Below are 13,928 nucleotides of genomic sequence, written 5' to 3' on the forward strand. Positions count from 1 at the left end.
AGCGGGGTGATTTGCCGGAACAGAATAACGATATGATTCCGGAAGGAAAGCGAAGCGACAAAATTACGTTTTACAGATTTATCGCAGAATAATTGTGGTAATCGCCGGTACGAACGTTCTGATTAATTTGACTTACGAAGAAGAATGGCTTGAATTATCGAAATATTTCCCGCGATCATCAGTTTAATTTTTTACGCGAGATAACGCGCCAGTAAAAATTTTCGACTGGCGCGTCGCCGTCAAAATGTCGCGTTCAGGCCAATATTCCAGCTCAGCTGATGATAGGCGCTGTTGCCACCGACCGCAGAAACCCCGGCAAAGGCGTTGACCGTTTCACCCAGCGGCACGCTGGCCCCCAGCGACATATCCAGCCAGTTTTTATCACCGGCGCTGACGCTGCGTACAAAGCCGGTCTGCGTTGACTTCAGCCCGGCGCGCACCGCGTTCTGCGTATCGCCGAACTGGTGGTTATAACTGAGCTGCGCCCACGGATTCACCGGCCACTGTTTGCTGTCGATACGCCAGCCAAGCGCGCCGATTTGCGAATGCAGGGTTTGATCGGAAAAGCGCATAGCGGTACTGCTGTCGCCGTTTTCGCTGTAGCCCCCTGCCCGCACATAATCCAGTGCGTAGCTGGCAACCGGACCGGTAGAAAGGTGTTCGCCTATCGGCAGATCCCAGCCGGTTTGCACCCGTAGCCCGAGCATTTTTCCGCTGCTACTGCCCTGTTCGGTGCGCGTTGCCGGGCCGATATTGATGCGACGTTCGATGCTGTCAAAATCGAGATCGGCATAGTGCACATCCGCATTGATCCAGCCCTGCTCCAGCAGCGTCAGCTGGCTATACAGCGCCAGCAAATTGCCGCGCAGCTTGTAGTCGTAGTGCGCCGACGGATGCTGGTGCTGCGCGGTGCTGGACAACAGCAGACCTGCCTGCCAGTTATCCGTGAACTGATAGCCTAATCCCAGCGTCAGGCTGCCGGTATTGGCGTCACCGTTAAGCAGGCTATCGCCGCGATAATCAATATGCTGACCGGCATAGCCGCCAAACACGCTGACCTGACCGGCACTGGCCCGCTGCTGACGCTGCTGCTGTAAATGGCCGTCGAGGGTGTTCTGCATATCCCGCGACAGCATCAGCGGCGCCCGTGCCAGTGCCGCCACCTGCGCGGGTGCGTCAAGGATCGATTGAATGTAGTCGGCGATCATGGCATGTACCGCCGGGCTGGGATGCAGCCGGTCGGCGAACAGATAGGCCTGCGCGTTACTGAAACCGGGCGTTGACGAGGTGCATTCGGCGGCGGAGGTGCCGACCGGACAGGCCATCCCCAGCGTATTGCTCAGGCCATAGCGCTGCGGATCGGCAATTACCTCGTTGAACAGGCCGGCGATGTCGGCACGCACAATGTTGCCATTCAGCGCCACCAGCCCGGCCTCTTCCTGCTGGTTATAGCCATCGGAGAGGGCCGTCACCTGCTCGCTGAGCACCTGCCAGGCCGAAAACAGCTGCTGCGCCAGCGCGGCACGCAGCGCCGGGATGGTCGATACCTGTGCGGCGGCCTGATCGAATGCGTCGCGCACCGCCTGCTGGCGCGCAGCCACGTCGGGCGTGGCATGGCTGTCCAGCGAGGCAAACGCCGCGACCATCGCCGACTGCGCCGCCGGCCCCAGCACACTCAGCACCGCCTGCACCATGAAAGGCGTGGAGCCGAGCTGCGGCACGTTTGGCACGATCACCGCCCCCGCACCGGCATCCAGCAGGGTTTTGATTTGCGACACCGCCGCGCTGGCGCTGTTGCTGATGGTCGCGCGCGCGGTAAGCGGATTGGTCACCGCCGCCGCGATATCGTTAGCGCCCACCCAGTGAATGTACAGTACGTTGCTATCTGCGCGTCCGCCGGTGGATTGCAGATAAGCAGCCAGCTGGTCTTGCGTATTGAGGCTGGCATCCAGCGCCGGCACGGTAACGCCGCCGCCCTGTGCATAGTTGCTGCCACCGCGCGACGACGGCTGCAGCGTTTGCCCGAACTGTGCAGCAAGGATCTCGTCATACAGTGGATGTTGCGCGCCATCATAAGTAAAACGCCCGACATTACCGCCGTCGCTCAGGCTATCGCCGAAAACCGTCAGGTTATCCCACGCCAGAGCGTTAAACGGCACACACAGGCAACTCACTGTGGCAAACGCGACCGCCGATCGCGCCAGGTTGCGACTCTTCATCATTCACTCCGAATCAGGCCAGAGGTCATGTCTGACCGCTAAAGGTGCCGGCGCCGCAGGATGCCGTCGCGCAGGCTGAAAACCGCTTAAACAGCGGAAAGGACAGTGATAACAAGGATGCTTAAGGTGTAGTCAGGCAGGCGCGCCTTTACCAGGCAGAGAGCAGAAATTTGCGGGGTGGATCGGCACGTCAGGGATTTCGGGCTGGTAACCGCAGCGTGAGGAACGGTGCTTTGAGTGACGAAGCGGCGGCGTTAACTGAAGCCGAAATAATTTCGATTGCTGCAGCCTGGTAATCCAGTGCCGACAGGGCTGCTGGAAAGCTTTCAATAGCACCCGAACCAGGAACAGAATTTACCTCGAACAAAGGGTTTTTCTGCCGCGCTGTTTCCTGCCGCCCGCGATCTTATCACACGAACCATTGCACTGGTGCCTCGGCCGGAAAGGCAGAGCGATGCGATCCGACTGACACCAATGTCGAAGCAGAAGATTATTTCTGAGATGATGGATAACGTGATGGATAAACGGAGTAGCTAACAGGCGCGGAACTGAGGTGCGCCAACACCCCAGCCTGCTAACCACAACCAACTATAAGAGGTAGTTAATCATGGCTGAGAACGATACTAAGCCACAAGTGAGCATTTCCAAAGCGTTACGGCAGGCTGAATGCGATTCTAAAGCAGAACCCCGCGCAACTGCAGTAAACGAACCCCAACGGCATTACACCCTCGGCTACACTCCCAATGGCATGAAGGTCAACCCGCAGCAGCAACTCATACTGAAGGGCCGCTGGCTCAAAGATCTCGGCTTTAACACCGGACAGTCCGTTATCGTTACCGTCGAGCGCGGGCGGCTGGTGATTGAGACTGAACTGCGGTTCTGACTGGCAGACAAAAAATACCGGCCTTTTTTAGGCCAGGATTTTTGTTATAGAATTATTTGGCTGGCTTTTTTCGGTCCTTACGTTCTTCTAACGTGACCTTTATCCATATCCCAACACCTAAAATAAGGCCTCCAACATATCCTGATTCACAAAAGGATGAAAAAACGTCCTGCCAACTGAATGAAAAAAAATCTTTTTTAAAATATACAATTAATGATGCAAGAAGTACTACTGCCGTATCAGCAACTAAAAACAAAGCCAGGCAGCATAATATCAACTTAGATAATGTAATAAGGTTATTTTTTAGCATTCGCATCATCCTTTTTATCGAGAAGATCTTTTACAGCATTTCCTGTTTTCTCACTGATGTAACCCCCGATAACTGTACCTGTTAAATCAGATATAGCATCTTTTCCTAGTTTTGAGGCGGCTCCTTTTATTACTTCCCCTCCGAGACCACCAATAACAGTACCCGCTCCAGCACCTGCAACAGCGTTTGTTGGTTCTTCCCCCTTAATACTACTGCCAATTACTGTGCCGCCCATATTGATAGGTGTTGAAGCTATAATACCTTTACCCGTCGTTGCTGCCGCTGTTACCCCTGCCATAATCACATCCACATAACTGAACGGATCTTTTCCGGCAAGCTGAACGCCAGCATTAACTCCCACACCGATTGCTGCATTAGCAGCCATACCTTTCACCGTAAGCCCCAGCACACTGCTTCCAAACATCAACGGCACATCGCCTATGCTGGCATTCGACTTGTGATAGCCCCAGGTATTCATAATACTCTGAGCTTTAGACATGGCTTCAGAATCAGGTGTACGTTTAACGTAATCCTGCCCGGACAGCAGACCTTTAACCAGTTCCTGTGAGACAGCGGGGCCGTATTCCTTCTCCATCTCAGATGCATAAACCCGCAGATAACCAGCCAGTTCAGCACGTTCAGTACCACTCATCTGAGAAGGGTCTTTGGTAAATTTAGAAACCAGCGCATCACTGCGTTTGTCAGCATTTTCCAGCTTAATAAGCTCATTAGCGGTAGCTAATGTTTTATCGCCGTTTTTAATTTTATCAATGGCTTTGTCGAGTTTCTTTGAAGATGTTGAACCAAGGAAATTATTCTCAACCGCATTCTTCCCTGCCTGAGCGCCGGCCAGCGCACTGGCGCTACTGCCGCCGGTCACGCCGCCGGCCAGACCTGCAGCAAGGGTACTCAGTGCACTGATGATCTGCTTATCCGACTCCTTCAGGTCACTGACCTCTTTACCCGGATACATCGAATGCATGATCAACTGACCCATCAGCTCTCCGCTGACCGCACCGGTCGCGCCTGCTGCCGTGCTGCCGTGCTGCCGTGCTGCCGTGCTGCCGCCCGCGATCTTATCACACGAACCATTGCACTGGTGCCACGGCTGGAAAGGCAGATCGATGAGATCCGACAGATGCCAATGACGAAGCAGAAGTTTATTTCTGAGATGCTGGATAACGTGATGGGTAAACGGATTAGCTAACAGGCGCGGAACTGTGGTGCTCGAATATCCCAGCCCGCTGACCGCAAGCAATTAACGAGGAGCTGATTATGGCTGGCACGCATCATAAGTCAGAGACCGACACGTCCACATCTAAATCAAGACGTTATACCGTGGGATTTATCCGCGATCACCTGCAGCACAGGCCTTGACCGTCCATTAACCTGCGCGGTCACTGGATGGCTGAGCAGGGGTTTGCGACAGGGCAAAAGGTCGAGATGATCACCACGCCGGGGCAGATGATTATCCGGCTGGCGGCGGACTGATAATGTAAAAATCCCGGCTCAATGGCCGGGATTTCCTTTTAGTTATCTGTATAAGCGGCTATTAGCTTATTTATTTCATACCAAAGTTTATTTTCATTAAATTCATGTTCTTCACGATCATTATCTGGGTTATACATATCAGCAATACAAAATACGCTGGATAGTAACTCACTTAAATTATCATCATCCTGTGCAAGTAATTCATTATCACGTTCTGTTTTCCACTTAATCATATAAGTGTCCACAAAGCAGCCAGCTGTTATGTCCCTCGATATAAAACTATCAATGTAGCTCTTAAGTGATTGACTCATCTTAAAACCCCGTTATCCATAAAGTTATCATACTGTTTCGTTTGAGGATCAAGCTTCCATCAACTGACAAAATTACCTGTTTTATCAACCACAACTACATTATTTTTTTGCGGGTTAAAAAATACTTTCGATTCTGGAACTAACAAGTATGTTTCATGTTCATAAGTTCTTGTGTTATCTAAATGTGGCGTGGTATTCGTCAACAGGCCGAAGATGAAGCAGTGACTTAAGGTGTTCCCCGGCGCGCTGAACGACACTGGCAATCTGCCGGTGATCAAGCGCGGGAACGGGCATTGTGGGTAAATTTGACGGCTAAAAAATAAGAAGATCCCGGTTTGAGAGCCGGGCTCATTGATGGCTAATCGTCGTAGCGGAAGTCTATATTTAGTTTCATTTTTTTAACATCCAAAGTCACTTCACATCCATGCCACGCAGGGCGGCCATTGGTCAGATTGTTTTCAATATAATAGTTACGAAGCTCTACCAGATAATGAAGGATATCTGTATTCGCCCTTCCACCTGCCGTTAACCATTGAGTTTTATCATCATCATCAAGATAATCATATTCATATTCACAATGATCATTTTCCGGTGACAATTCTGCTCGCATAATGATCTTCTTAGCTTTATCGGGAGCGATACTATATAAAACAGTACCGATATCTTTATAAATTTCCTGACCATTCCTCATTATTGCCCTCCCGGTGCATTTATAAAGGTTTTTTCAGTAGTTGATATGGCTGAGCACGATACTAAGCCAGAAGTGAGCATTTCCAAAGCGTTACGCCAGCTTAAGGTCGGATATACCAGTATCCGCCATGAGTGCCGCCTCACCGGCAGAACCACCCGTTACAGCTGTTACCCCAGCCTTAACCTGAAGGGTAACTGGCTTGAAGAGGCGGGGTCACGGACAGCTGATAATCCGGCCGCTGGCTGAGTGACAGATGAAAACTCCCGGGTTTTTAGGACCGGGATTTCTGAGGTTATGCAGGTTTGGAGGGCGGAGATTAACGGGCTTTACGCTCATCTATTTTGGCAAAAAGCCATGATCTAAAAGCTGCGGCTGTTCCTGCAATGATACTCGCAATCAGAATATATTTAATATCTGACTGTTCAACAGCAATTATATGGCTAATGATTAGCTGAACAGCTATCAGCGCCAAAGAGAAAAAAACTAAGCAGCAAAAGACCATATATACAATACTTATAAGCAACAACCATATTGTAGGCTTATTTTTTCTTATCATTTTTATAAACCTCATCCTCAACAGTGTTATTTATAAACTCTCCACCTACTGAACCAATAATATCATCAAAAACTTTAGCAGTCCCGTTGAACAGTGGAATGATGTCAATCATATCTACTGGCCGCAGACCGTGGCGCTTCTCATCTTCCTTACTCAGCGCATTATTCTCAACAACAACTTTCTCTGACGCGGATTACAGAGGCGAGGCCGATTTTTCCCGTTACTTTCCGTTCATTACCGTCGTTTTTGCCTGCCGCTCTTCCGGTGCGACAACTTTTTGCCCCGACGCGCCTTTTTAGCCTGAACACGCTACCTCCCCCGTTGAAGAACCCACCCACCGGGTAAATTGCCTGCAGCTATTCAACATAATGCAGGGTTATGCACAGTTCAGGAGGACGAACCACGCATAATCAGCGTTATGACTGGCACCCTTCAGAAACCTGCGATGGTGCAGTCTGAGAGTCAGGAGACTCAGACGGTTAAGAGATTAACTGTCGGGAAGGCTGTTTTTAAAAAATAGATGAAACATCAAAGTAATTAATTTTCTCGTCTCGCTCATATTCAATTGGCAAAGAATCAAAAATTTTAATTTCATCCCCGAGGTTAATAATTATTAAAGTAAGACCTTTATCAAAAAATAACTTTACCCCAATCACTTTTTGTTCAATTTCAGAATAAATCACGTTAAATCGTAAGAGTGTTTTCCCAATAACTTTCTGAAACGAACATGAATTTGACAAATCCATGATTACCTCTTTGCCATACTCTCCGAGATCATTTTCTTGCATTGGCAAATCAGTTAGTTCAAGTGAAGCCCCATCCAGTCCGCACCTGAATACAATTCTTTGATTTTCATCAAAAAAAACAAGATGAAGTTGTTGCGGCGCTCCTAAATCTGGAATGTCATAAACATATATCAGACCATTTACATTTTGAAGTTTTTGTCCAACTACATTACGTAACAGCTCTTGATACCCCTCCCCCAAAAGCATCATTGCGGTGGCCCCTTCAGTGCATTTTTCACATAGGTGTTATTTAACACACTATCTTTAAGGATGATAATAAAGCTACCATCTGGTTTAGTAACAACAACATCATTTCCTTTTATTCTGAAGAATACATCACCACCACTGGCACCTGCCCCAGCTCCTTGCCCTGCAAATTTCCCTGCAACAACTTTATATGGACTAGAGCATATATCATTTATAATATTTAAAACACGTTCTCGGTCGGCCGCATTTGATGTATTCCCAGCAAAATCCTCAACATGTTTACCCAGTTTTTTCCCAACCTGTGCATTGGTTACCGAGAACTTGGCACCAGCACCAATACCAGAAGCTGGTATGGATATTTTCCCTGGACCAGGAAGATATCCAGAAATTTCATCGCTGGCCTAGTTGAGCAGCTTGGATGCTTCATTGTGATCGCCCTTAGCCAGAGCTTTTTCCACATTTTTCAAAACACCGGAAGCAATGCGCTCTCCGGGGATCACTGAGGCAGCAGAAAGAAGATAATCCAGTGCCGATTATGCCTCATCTACGCTTTTGATGGTCCCGACCACCGGCATAAAGTCTGCGCCCGTTGAAAGGATATCTTTCAGTTCTTCCTGACGCTGAGTGTACATCTTCACCGAGCACGCTTTCGCGCTCATCCCGGCACAGTTTTCCTTCTTATAGCGGTCATTTTCTGCTTCAACGCATCCTTTCGCGACCTGCTGAGGAGTCTTACCCTGCGCCAATGCATCTCTCAGGTCACTGAGCGAGTTATTCTCAACCGCATTCTTCCCTGCCTGAGCGTCGGCCAGCGCACTGGCGCTACTGCCGCCGGTCACGCCGCCTGCCAGACCTGCAGCCAGGGTACTCAGTGCACTGATGATCTGCTTATCCGACCCTGAAGGTCGCTGACCTGTTTACCCGGATACATTGAATGCATGATCAGCGGCCCATCAACTCTCCGCTGACCGTACCCGTCGCGCCTGCTGCCGCGCTGTTTCCTGCCGCCCGCGATTTTATAACACTAGCCACTGCACGGTGCCACGGCTGGAAAGGCAGATCGATGCGATCCGACAGACGCTAATGGCGAAGCAGAAGTTTATTTCTGAGATGCTGGATAACGTGATGGGTAAACGGATTAGCTAACAGGCGCGGAATTGAGGTGCTCGAATACCCCAGCCCGCTGACCGCAAGCAATTAACGAGGAGTTGATCATGGCTAAGACTCATCATAAGTCAGAGACCGACACGCCCACAAATAAATCAAGACGTTATACTGTGGACTATATCCGCGATCACCTGAAGCACAGGCCTTCACCGTCTATCACGCTACGATGCCATTGGATGGCTGAGCTGGGATTTGACATCGGGCAGAAGGTCGAGGTGATCACCACGCCGGGGCAGATGATCATCCGGCTGGCGGCAGCTGAGTGACAATATAAAATTCCCGGCTCGCTGGCCGGGATTTTTATTCAGGGTTTGGGGTCGGAAGGCGGTGATTTTCGGGTTTTATGTTCATCTATCTTGGCAAAGATCCATGAGCCAAAACCAGCGGCCACTCCAGCTATTCCACTCATGACCATAGTTTTATATATTGCATCTAAGCCAATTTGAAAATTACCTATATGTAAATAATTAACGATTAGCCGTAAAACAATTCCTAAGCAGAAAAAACAGACAACCCCATATAACATGCTTAAAATAAGAAGATGAAATGTAGGTTTTTTATTCATTTATTATTCCCCCCCCTATTAATTGCATCTTTAGTTGCGTCCCCCAAAATTTCTGATGTATAAGCACTACCTATTTCCGCCCAAAAACCAGACGAAGCCCCTAAAGCAGGTTTAAGTAAACCGGGCGCATATTCACCAAAGTATCCTCCGGCCACCGCACCTGCAACGGCTCCACCAACAGCCCCAGCATCTGGCCCGTCCGTAAACACAGCACTACCGGCCGCAATTCCTGTATTCGCCCAAATTCCCCGTCCCGGAGCCATAGCACCAGTAGCAGCGGCTGTCGCAGTACTCCAGTAATCATACGTCTTACTTTCATTGCCTGAACTGCTCATATCAAGCAACTGATAACTACCATTCGCGATACCGGCAATAACAGCACTCACTGCCACCTTCCCTAAAGATGCAGCAGGTCCGAGATAAGCCGCCCCGGCAGCCAGGACGCCATCTTTATAAGCTTCAACGATTACTTTCGGGATATTGGCACCTTCCGGTAAATCACCTTTTGCCAGTTTATCCAGCCCAGCCTGATTCTGTTCCTGGGAGATATTATTATCCTGTACGTACTGCCCCCATGATCTCACCGCCATCCCGTAGTCTGTGATCCCTTTCGGTAACTGGAATCCGTCACTCAGCGCATTATTCTCAACCGCATTCTTCCCTGCCTGAGCGCCGGCCAGCGCACTGGCGCTACTGCCGCCGGTCACGCCGCCTGCCAGACCTGCAGCCAGTGTACTCAGTGCACTGATGATCTGCTTATCCGACTCCTGCAGGTCACTGACCTGTTTACCCGGATACATCGAATGCATGATCAACTGACCCATCAGCTCTCCGCTGACCGCACCGGTCGCGCCTGCTGCCGCGCTGTTGCCTGCAGCCCACGATGTTACCGCACCTACCACTGCATGAGCCATCGCTTTTGCGGCCTGATTGTCGGCGGTATATTTGTGTATCTGCTCGGCCAGATACGGTGCCGCTGCGCCGCTGGCTGCCTGCGCCAGATTGCCACCCGCCAAACCCTGAATTGCCGCAGTCGCCGCCTGAATCCCTTTCTGGATATCGCTGCCGGTGCCCCAGAGTGCCATGGTCTTCTTATAATCACTGCTGTTTTCCAGCGCTTCCTGATACGCTTTCTTTTCAGCCGCAGGAGCGTCGGCATCCGGCTGGTTTATGTTGTTTTTTGCCAGTTCCTTCTTACCTGCTTCCGTCGCCTCAATCTGCCCCTGCGTCCGGGCGATATCAGCAACCTGGCTGCCTATTTCACCGATCAGCTGAGCCGTCTGCAGGCGTTTCTGCTCCTTCTCTTTGTCGAAAATCGGGCTGATGCTGTCATTAGCGTGCTCGGTGTCGCGGCTAAGTGCAGCAACATCCTGCTGCTGATTTGCCTGGTCACGCACCACTATCGTTCCCTGGGCAACGGCTGTATACCGCCACACCACGGTGCACCCTGGCGGGTTTTGCACCAGCAGATCTCATAATCTGCGCTTATTAAGACATCAAATTTCTCGCTGAATCAAAAGCTCACGATTCTGGCATGCGGGTTGCTATGTCTTTGGTAGAGATGTTGGACCAATTAAGGCAAAGCGATGCATGACCCGGCTGAACTCCATCCCATCATTCCCACGCGCAGCGATACGCTGATTCTTGATGCGCTCACGCGCTACATGGCGCATGCCGGCGCGCAGCCGGGCAGTCGCCTGCCGCCGGAGCGCGAGCTGGCGGAGAAACTGGGCGTCAGCCGTAATACGGTGCGCGAGGCGCTCAAGCGCTGGGAAGCACTCGGCATCATTGTGCGCAAAAAAGGCAGCGGCACCTTTCTGCAGGCGGAGGTCGGTCTGCATGACAGCTTTCTCTCTCTGCGCTTTAAAAACGACTCCGCCAACATGCTTCATGCGCTGGAAGTGCGCCGCATCATTGAGTCCGAATCCTGCGTGCTGGCCGCGCAGCGCGCCAGCGCCGACGACCTGCTGGAAATCGAACGGCGGCTGGAAGAGATGGAGCGTGTGCACCTGGCTATCGGTTCCGCCGGGCCGGAGGATTGGGCTTTCCACACCAGCATTTACCGCGCCGCCGGTAATCCGCTGCTGTTGCAGATGCTTAACGGCGTCTACGACACGCTGCATGCCTTTTTCGAGTCCCCGCCGGAGCAGGCGCTGTTTTCAGACTCGTTTCCCCTGCACCGTGAACTGTTTAACGCCATCCGCGCCCGCGACAGCCAGGCCGCGCGCGCCCTTTGCCACCAGATTCTTGATATCACCGAACGCGACATGAAGGACGTGATCCATGCCAAACGCTAAACCTATTGCGCAACAAACACTGCTGACCCACGACCAGCGCCACGAACAGGGCGCCGTAACGCCACCGATTTATCAGTCCTCGCTGTTTACCTTCAGCGATTACGACAGCATGATCGCCCGCTTTCGCGGTGAGAGCGACCAGCCGCTCTATTCCCGCGTTGATAATCCGACGGTCAAAGCGCTACAGGATAAAGTTGCCGCGCTGGAAGGCGGTGACGCCTGCCTCGCCTTTGCCAGCGGCATGGCCGCCATCAGCAACGCGATTTTGAGTGTGGTTCAGCCAGGTGCGAAAGTGGTCTGCGTTAATCATGTCTATCCCGATACTTACCGCTTTTTGCGCGGCTTTTGTCAGCGTTTCGGTATCACGACGCAGTTTGTTGATGGCGACGATGAAGCGGCGATGGCCGCCGCGCTGCCCGGTGCCAGCCTGCTCTATCTGGAAAGTCCCTCCAGTTGGGTGATGAGTGAACAGAACCTGCGGCAGCTGGCCACGCTGGCGCGCGATGCGGGCGTCGTCACGTTGATTGATAACAGCTGGGCTTCGCCCATTTTCCAGCAGCCGCTGCTGTGTGGTATCGACATCGTGGTGCACTCCGCCTCGAAGTACATCAGCGGCCACAGCGATGTAGTGGCCGGCCTGGTGATTGCCAGCCACCAGCACATCAACAACATTGCCCGTCACATTAGTCCGTTCCTTGGCGGCAAACTGTCTGCGAACGAAGCGTCTTTGCTGATGCGTGGCCTGCGCACGCTGCCGCTGCGCATGAAGCAGCATCAGCAAAGCGCCCTGCAGCTGGCGGAAAAGCTGCGTGACCATCCGCAGGTCAGCGCGGTTTGCCATCCCGGGCTCAATCCCCCTGCATGGTCCACGCTGCGCGGTTACAGCGGGCTTTTTTCCTTTGCCGTGACCGAACAGGTCGACATACCGCAATTCTGCAACGCCCTGCAACTGTTCCACATGGGCGTTAGCTGGGGAGGTTTCGAGAGCCTGGTGATGCCGGCGATTTCGGTCATTAATCAGGCCAGTGAATTTAATTCAGCCCAGGATTTTGGTGTCTCGCCGCGCCTGATCCGTATCTCTGTTGGCCTCGAAGAGACCGACGATCTTTGGACCGATCTGAATCAGGCACTTGCTGCCGCCACTCACCGTTAATCACGCTCCGGAGAACCAGCCATGACAACACGTTTCGCCCTGAAAGCCCTGGTACTCGCCGTGGGTTTAGGCAGCGCCTTTTGCAGCCTCGCAGCCAAACTCACCGTGGTGGAAGTTATTACCAGCCCGCCACGTACCGCGCTTCTGCAAAAAATGCTCGACGAATACAAGACGCAGCATCCTGGTACCGAGATTGAGCTGATTTCGCTGCCGTGGGGTCAGGCATTTGAAAAACTGGGCACCATGTTACAGAGCGGACAGGTACCGGATGTGGTGGAGATGCCCGATACCTGGCAAGGCTTATACGCCAGCAACAATATGCTGGAGGATCTTGAACCCCGCCTGAAAAGCTGGCCTGAAAGCGCCCAGCTGACTGACAAAACGCTGGCAATGGCGCGGGCCGCGAACGGCAAAGCCACCATGGTGCCGTACGGTTTTTACCTGCGGGCGCTGTTCTGGAATAAGAAGCTGTTTAAGCAGGCAGGACTGAGTGAGCCGCCGAAAACCATGGAAGAGTTTGCCAGCGACGCGAAGCGTATTAGTCAGTCAGGTAACGGTATCAGCGGCTACTGCATGCGCGGCGGCGTGGGGGGAACCAATGCGTGGATGATGTTTATGGCGGCGATGAACGGTTCGCCTGCCTTCTTTGATAAAGACGGCAACAGTACTTTAACCCAGCCGGGGGCGATAAAGGGGGCACAACTGCTGGTCGATTTGTATCAGCAAGGTGGCGCACCTAAAGACAGCGTGAACTGGGGCTTTAACGAGATTGTCTCGGGCTTTTATTCCGGCAAATGCGCCATGCTCGATCAGGATCCGGACGCGCTGATCGCGATTAAAAATAGCATGGCGGCTGAGGATTTTGCTGTGGCGCCCATGCCGGTCGGACCGTCCGGTAAAGCCTTCCCAACCATCGGCTATACCGGCTGGGCGATGTTCAAACAGGGTAAACAAAACGATGTCGCCTGGCCGCTGATTACCTTCCTCAGTAATAAAACCAACAACCTGGCGTGGGCGAAGTTTGTCGGCACGCTACCCATCTATAAAGGTGCGGAACAGGACCCGTTCTATCAGACGCCGCAGTTTGCCGGCTGGTTTAAGGAGCTGAACGATCCAAATTATGTGCCGCTCACCATGCCGACCCATCTCAAAGGCTGGGGCTATTTCAATTCAGTGATCGTGAAAGAGAGCAGCCAGGAGACGTTACTGGGCGAAAACGACACCAAAGATATGGTGCAGGACTGGGCCAGCTATCTGAGTAAAGAGCAAAAAGCCTGGCTCGCCAGCCAGTAA

The 13,928-nt window shown here is 52.0% G+C and carries 19 protein-coding genes; 8 read left to right on the forward strand and 11 right to left on the reverse strand.

Annotated features, from left to right (window positions below):
- Positions 1 to 239: 239 nt before the first annotated feature.
- Positions 240 to 2,222, reverse strand: coding sequence for an autotransporter outer membrane beta-barrel domain-containing protein (locus AC6I7J_RS20825; RefSeq protein WP_498007266.1), 1,983 nt, complete (start codon positions 2,220 to 2,222; stop codon positions 240 to 242).
- A gap of 604 nt (positions 2,223 to 2,826) precedes the next feature.
- Between AC6I7J_RS20825 and AC6I7J_RS20830 the strand changes: the two genes are divergently transcribed.
- Positions 2,827 to 3,102: a SymE family type I addiction module toxin gene (locus tag AC6I7J_RS20830; protein ID WP_498007267.1), complete on the forward strand. Its 276-nt coding sequence runs from the start codon at positions 2,827 to 2,829 to the stop codon at positions 3,100 to 3,102.
- A 52-nt stretch (positions 3,103 to 3,154) separates the two neighbouring features.
- Here the strand turns inward: AC6I7J_RS20830 and AC6I7J_RS20835 are convergent, their stop codons facing one another.
- Both AC6I7J_RS20835 and AC6I7J_RS20840 read right to left on the reverse strand, forming a co-directional pair.
- Positions 3,155 to 3,412 (reverse strand): hypothetical protein, encoded by a 258-nt coding sequence (locus tag AC6I7J_RS20835; RefSeq protein WP_072208602.1) that lies wholly within the window; start codon positions 3,410 to 3,412, stop codon positions 3,155 to 3,157.
- Positions 3,399 to 4,409, reverse strand: coding sequence for a VENN motif pre-toxin domain-containing protein (locus tag AC6I7J_RS20840; RefSeq protein WP_498007268.1), 1,011 nt, complete (start codon positions 4,407 to 4,409; stop codon positions 3,399 to 3,401). Before AC6I7J_RS20840 ends, AC6I7J_RS20835 begins: the two co-directional genes overlap by 14 nt.
- Between AC6I7J_RS20840 and AC6I7J_RS20845 the strand changes: the two genes are divergently transcribed.
- Complete coding sequence (locus AC6I7J_RS20845) at positions 4,389 to 4,619, forward strand: hypothetical protein (protein WP_498007269.1); 231 nt, start codon at positions 4,389 to 4,391, stop codon at positions 4,617 to 4,619. The genes AC6I7J_RS20840 and AC6I7J_RS20845 overlap by 21 nt on opposite strands.
- A gap of 182 nt (positions 4,620 to 4,801) precedes the next feature.
- Positions 4,802 to 4,903, forward strand: a complete 102-nt coding sequence (locus tag AC6I7J_RS20850; RefSeq protein ID WP_254919543.1) for a SymE family type I addiction module toxin — start codon at positions 4,802 to 4,804, stop codon at positions 4,901 to 4,903.
- A gap of 38 nt (positions 4,904 to 4,941) precedes the next feature.
- On the opposite strand, the gene AC6I7J_RS20855 is transcribed toward AC6I7J_RS20850, so the two are convergent.
- Both AC6I7J_RS20855 and AC6I7J_RS20860 read right to left on the reverse strand, forming a co-directional pair.
- The gene (locus AC6I7J_RS20855; RefSeq protein ID WP_498007270.1) at positions 4,942 to 5,214 is read right to left on the reverse strand and encodes a colicin immunity domain-containing protein; all 273 of its coding nucleotides are present in this window, start codon (positions 5,212 to 5,214) and stop codon (positions 4,942 to 4,944) included.
- Positions 5,215 to 5,572: 358 nt separating this feature from the next.
- Entirely contained in the window at positions 5,573 to 5,905 is a 333-nt protein-coding gene (locus tag AC6I7J_RS20860) for a hypothetical protein (RefSeq protein ID WP_088517277.1), read from the reverse strand.
- A 45-nt stretch (positions 5,906 to 5,950) separates the two neighbouring features.
- Between AC6I7J_RS20860 and AC6I7J_RS20865 the strand changes: the two genes are divergently transcribed.
- Positions 5,951 to 6,151: a SymE family type I addiction module toxin gene (locus tag AC6I7J_RS20865; protein ID WP_088517278.1), complete on the forward strand. Its 201-nt coding sequence runs from the start codon at positions 5,951 to 5,953 to the stop codon at positions 6,149 to 6,151.
- Positions 6,152 to 6,221: 70 nt separating this feature from the next.
- Here AC6I7J_RS20865 and AC6I7J_RS20870 read toward each other — a convergent pair whose 3' ends face one another.
- From AC6I7J_RS20870 to AC6I7J_RS20885, 4 genes are all read right to left on the reverse strand, one after another.
- On the reverse strand, positions 6,222 to 6,461 hold the full coding sequence (locus tag AC6I7J_RS20870) for a hypothetical protein (RefSeq protein WP_498007271.1): 240 nt from the start codon (positions 6,459 to 6,461) through the stop codon (positions 6,222 to 6,224).
- Complete coding sequence (locus tag AC6I7J_RS20875) at positions 6,445 to 6,573, reverse strand: hypothetical protein (RefSeq protein ID WP_276523025.1); 129 nt, start codon at positions 6,571 to 6,573, stop codon at positions 6,445 to 6,447. Before AC6I7J_RS20875 ends, AC6I7J_RS20870 begins: the two co-directional genes overlap by 17 nt.
- A gap of 397 nt (positions 6,574 to 6,970) precedes the next feature.
- A complete protein-coding gene (locus tag AC6I7J_RS20880; protein ID WP_498007272.1) occupies positions 6,971 to 7,456 on the reverse strand; it encodes a hypothetical protein in 486 nt (161 codons plus the stop codon).
- Between the two features lie 530 nt (positions 7,457 to 7,986).
- The gene (locus AC6I7J_RS20885; protein WP_498007273.1) at positions 7,987 to 8,292 is read right to left on the reverse strand and encodes a VENN motif pre-toxin domain-containing protein; all 306 of its coding nucleotides are present in this window, start codon (positions 8,290 to 8,292) and stop codon (positions 7,987 to 7,989) included.
- Positions 8,293 to 8,667: 375 nt separating this feature from the next.
- Here AC6I7J_RS20885 and AC6I7J_RS20890 point away from each other — a divergent pair, with 375 nt between their 5' ends.
- Positions 8,668 to 8,886 carry a SymE family type I addiction module toxin gene (locus AC6I7J_RS20890; RefSeq protein ID WP_260640893.1) on the forward strand — a complete coding sequence of 73 codons (219 nt, stop codon included), beginning with the start codon at positions 8,668 to 8,670 and terminating at the stop codon, positions 8,884 to 8,886.
- Between the two features lie 38 nt (positions 8,887 to 8,924).
- On the opposite strand, the gene AC6I7J_RS20895 is transcribed toward AC6I7J_RS20890, so the two are convergent.
- Both AC6I7J_RS20895 and AC6I7J_RS20900 read right to left on the reverse strand, forming a co-directional pair.
- Positions 8,925 to 9,185 carry a hypothetical protein gene (locus tag AC6I7J_RS20895; protein WP_254185881.1) on the reverse strand — a complete coding sequence of 87 codons (261 nt, stop codon included), beginning with the start codon at positions 9,183 to 9,185 and terminating at the stop codon, positions 8,925 to 8,927.
- Positions 9,182 to 10,582, reverse strand: a complete 1,401-nt coding sequence (locus AC6I7J_RS20900; RefSeq protein ID WP_498007274.1) for a VENN motif pre-toxin domain-containing protein — start codon at positions 10,580 to 10,582, stop codon at positions 9,182 to 9,184. The genes AC6I7J_RS20895 and AC6I7J_RS20900 overlap by 4 nt, the downstream gene beginning before the upstream one ends.
- Positions 10,583 to 10,771: 189 nt before the next feature.
- Between AC6I7J_RS20900 and AC6I7J_RS20905 the strand changes: the two genes are divergently transcribed.
- From AC6I7J_RS20905 to AC6I7J_RS20915, 3 genes are read left to right on the forward strand one after another with little or no spacing between them, the layout of a single operon-like run.
- The gene (locus tag AC6I7J_RS20905; RefSeq protein WP_021509083.1) at positions 10,772 to 11,482 is read left to right on the forward strand and encodes a FadR/GntR family transcriptional regulator; all 711 of its coding nucleotides are present in this window, start codon (positions 10,772 to 10,774) and stop codon (positions 11,480 to 11,482) included.
- Positions 11,469 to 12,635 (forward strand): PLP-dependent transferase, encoded by a 1,167-nt coding sequence (locus AC6I7J_RS20910; RefSeq protein ID WP_498007275.1) that lies wholly within the window; start codon positions 11,469 to 11,471, stop codon positions 12,633 to 12,635. The genes AC6I7J_RS20905 and AC6I7J_RS20910 overlap by 14 nt, the downstream gene beginning before the upstream one ends.
- Positions 12,636 to 12,656: 21 nt before the next feature.
- Positions 12,657 to 13,928: an ABC transporter substrate-binding protein gene (locus AC6I7J_RS20915; protein WP_088517297.1), complete on the forward strand. Its 1,272-nt coding sequence runs from the start codon at positions 12,657 to 12,659 to the stop codon at positions 13,926 to 13,928.

This window comes from Type-C symbiont of Plautia stali, assembly GCF_059730935.1.

Excerpts from the sequence above, each read along its gene's own strand:
- AC6I7J_RS20825 (WP_498007266.1), bottom strand. The coding sequence starts at position 2,222 with ATGATGAAGAGTCGCAACCTGGCGCGATCGGCGGTCGCGTTTGCCACA.
- AC6I7J_RS20830 (WP_498007267.1), top strand. The coding sequence starts at position 2,827 with ATGGCTGAGAACGATACTAAGCCACAAGTGAGCATTTCCAAAGCGTTA.
- AC6I7J_RS20835 (WP_072208602.1), bottom strand. The coding sequence starts at position 3,412 with ATGCTAAAAAATAACCTTATTACATTATCTAAGTTGATATTATGCTGC.
- AC6I7J_RS20845 (WP_498007269.1), top strand. The coding sequence starts at position 4,389 with ATGCATGATCAACTGACCCATCAGCTCTCCGCTGACCGCACCGGTCGC.
- AC6I7J_RS20840 (WP_498007268.1), bottom strand. The coding sequence starts at position 4,409 with ATGGGTCAGTTGATCATGCATTCGATGTATCCGGGTAAAGAGGTCAGT.
- AC6I7J_RS20855 (WP_498007270.1), bottom strand. The coding sequence starts at position 5,214 with ATGAGTCAATCACTTAAGAGCTACATTGATAGTTTTATATCGAGGGAC.
- AC6I7J_RS20860 (WP_088517277.1), bottom strand. The coding sequence starts at position 5,905 with ATGAGGAATGGTCAGGAAATTTATAAAGATATCGGTACTGTTTTATAT.
- AC6I7J_RS20865 (WP_088517278.1), top strand. The coding sequence starts at position 5,951 with ATGGCTGAGCACGATACTAAGCCAGAAGTGAGCATTTCCAAAGCGTTA.
- AC6I7J_RS20870 (WP_498007271.1), bottom strand. The coding sequence starts at position 6,461 with ATGATAAGAAAAAATAAGCCTACAATATGGTTGTTGCTTATAAGTATT.
- AC6I7J_RS20875 (WP_276523025.1), bottom strand. The coding sequence starts at position 6,573 with ATGATTGACATCATTCCACTGTTCAACGGGACTGCTAAAGTTTTTGAT.
- AC6I7J_RS20880 (WP_498007272.1), bottom strand. The coding sequence starts at position 7,456 with ATGATGCTTTTGGGGGAGGGGTATCAAGAGCTGTTACGTAATGTAGTT.
- AC6I7J_RS20890 (WP_260640893.1), top strand. The coding sequence starts at position 8,668 with ATGGCTAAGACTCATCATAAGTCAGAGACCGACACGCCCACAAATAAA.
- AC6I7J_RS20895 (WP_254185881.1), bottom strand. The coding sequence starts at position 9,185 with ATGAATAAAAAACCTACATTTCATCTTCTTATTTTAAGCATGTTATAT.
- AC6I7J_RS20905 (WP_021509083.1), top strand. The coding sequence starts at position 10,772 with ATGCATGACCCGGCTGAACTCCATCCCATCATTCCCACGCGCAGCGAT.
- AC6I7J_RS20910 (WP_498007275.1), top strand. The coding sequence starts at position 11,469 with ATGCCAAACGCTAAACCTATTGCGCAACAAACACTGCTGACCCACGAC.
- AC6I7J_RS20915 (WP_088517297.1), top strand. The coding sequence starts at position 12,657 with ATGACAACACGTTTCGCCCTGAAAGCCCTGGTACTCGCCGTGGGTTTA.